Origin of the sequence: Neorhizobium puerariae (assembly GCF_042429745.1) — a bacterium.
Lineage (GTDB): Bacteria > Pseudomonadota > Alphaproteobacteria > Rhizobiales > Rhizobiaceae > Neorhizobium > Neorhizobium puerariae.
The window spans coordinates 1-1,180 of the sequence record NZ_JBHMAA010000071.1 but is presented as its reverse complement, the minus strand read 5'-3'; the positions used below and the strand labels follow the sequence as shown (position 1 = coordinate 1,180).

Annotated in this window: 1 protein-coding gene; it reads left to right on the top strand. The window is 59.4% G+C overall.

Annotated elements, in window-relative coordinates:
- The first annotated feature begins 45 nt into the window (after positions 1 to 45).
- On the top strand, positions 46 to 1,167 hold the full coding sequence (locus ACFFP0_RS30995) for an IS4 family transposase (RefSeq protein ID WP_377266085.1): 1,122 nt from the start codon (positions 46 to 48) through the stop codon (positions 1,165 to 1,167).
- The last annotated feature ends 13 nt before the right edge of the window (positions 1,168 to 1,180 follow it).

The following is a 1,180-nucleotide window of genomic DNA, read 5'->3' as shown; positions in this document are numbered from 1 at the left end:
CACGGTACACGACAGTCAGGTTGAGAACGGGATGATGTGATTTGGATGAAGATTCCTGACCAAAGGATCTTCGCCATGCTACCACTTCATACCGTTCTCGCTGAGACGTTAAGCGGGCATTTCTCGCTGAGCAAGAGCCGCCTGGTGACGCTTGCAGCGCTGATTGCCGGGCTTGTGCACGCCCGCACGGTCAATCTTTCGCATCTGGCTGCGCATCTGTGTGGTTGTGCATGCCATGCCTCGAAGTATCGGCGGCTGCAGCGCTTCTTCCAGTTCGTTCGGCTCGACCAATGCGTTGCGGCACGGCTGGTGGTGCACATGCTCAACCTGGAGCGGCCGAAGTTTCTGGCGCTCGACCGCACCAACTGGAAACTCGGCTCGCGCGACATCAACATCCTGATGCTGGCCATCGTCACCCGCCGCTTCCGGGTGCCGCTGCTGTTCGCGCTGCTGCCGCACCAGGGCAGCAGCGACATGGCGGACCGCATAGCGCTGATGCGACGCTACCTGATGCTGTTTCCCGCCGCTTCCATTCGCTGCCTGTTGGCCGACCGCGAGTTCATCGGTGCCGAGTGGATGGATTTCCTCAATGAAAACAATATCCCCTTCGCCATTCGCCTGAAGGGCGATATGACCATCACCCTTGAGGACGGCCACACATGGTCGCTTGCCACGCTGCTTCGGCACAGGCGGGCCTACGCAACCCTCCAAGGCCACCTCAACGGCACCGCAGGCCCCATGCGCAAACCTGTCTGCCTTGCCGCCAAACGCCTTGGCAACGGCGAATGGCTGATTGTCGCAACCAATCGCCCCGACCCCAGGCAGGCGCTCAACGACTACCGAAAGCGATGGGGCATCGAGTGTCTGTTCGGCGATACCAAGACAAGGGGGCTCAATATCGAGGATACCCACATCACCGATCCCGGCAAACTCGCAAGTCTCATCGTCGTCGTCATGCTCGCCATCACCTGGGCCTACCGATGCGCCACACAAACTATGGGCATGAAGGCCATACGCCGCAAAACCCACGGCAGACGCCACAAGTCCTGGTTCCGCATCGGTCTCGATACGCTCAGAGACTGGATCACAAACGTCCCTCAAGCAGCAGCCAAAGCGTGGGCCAAAAAGACCCACCAGAAAACACTCAAGCCCTTAACTCATGCATGAGTCGTGTACTGTG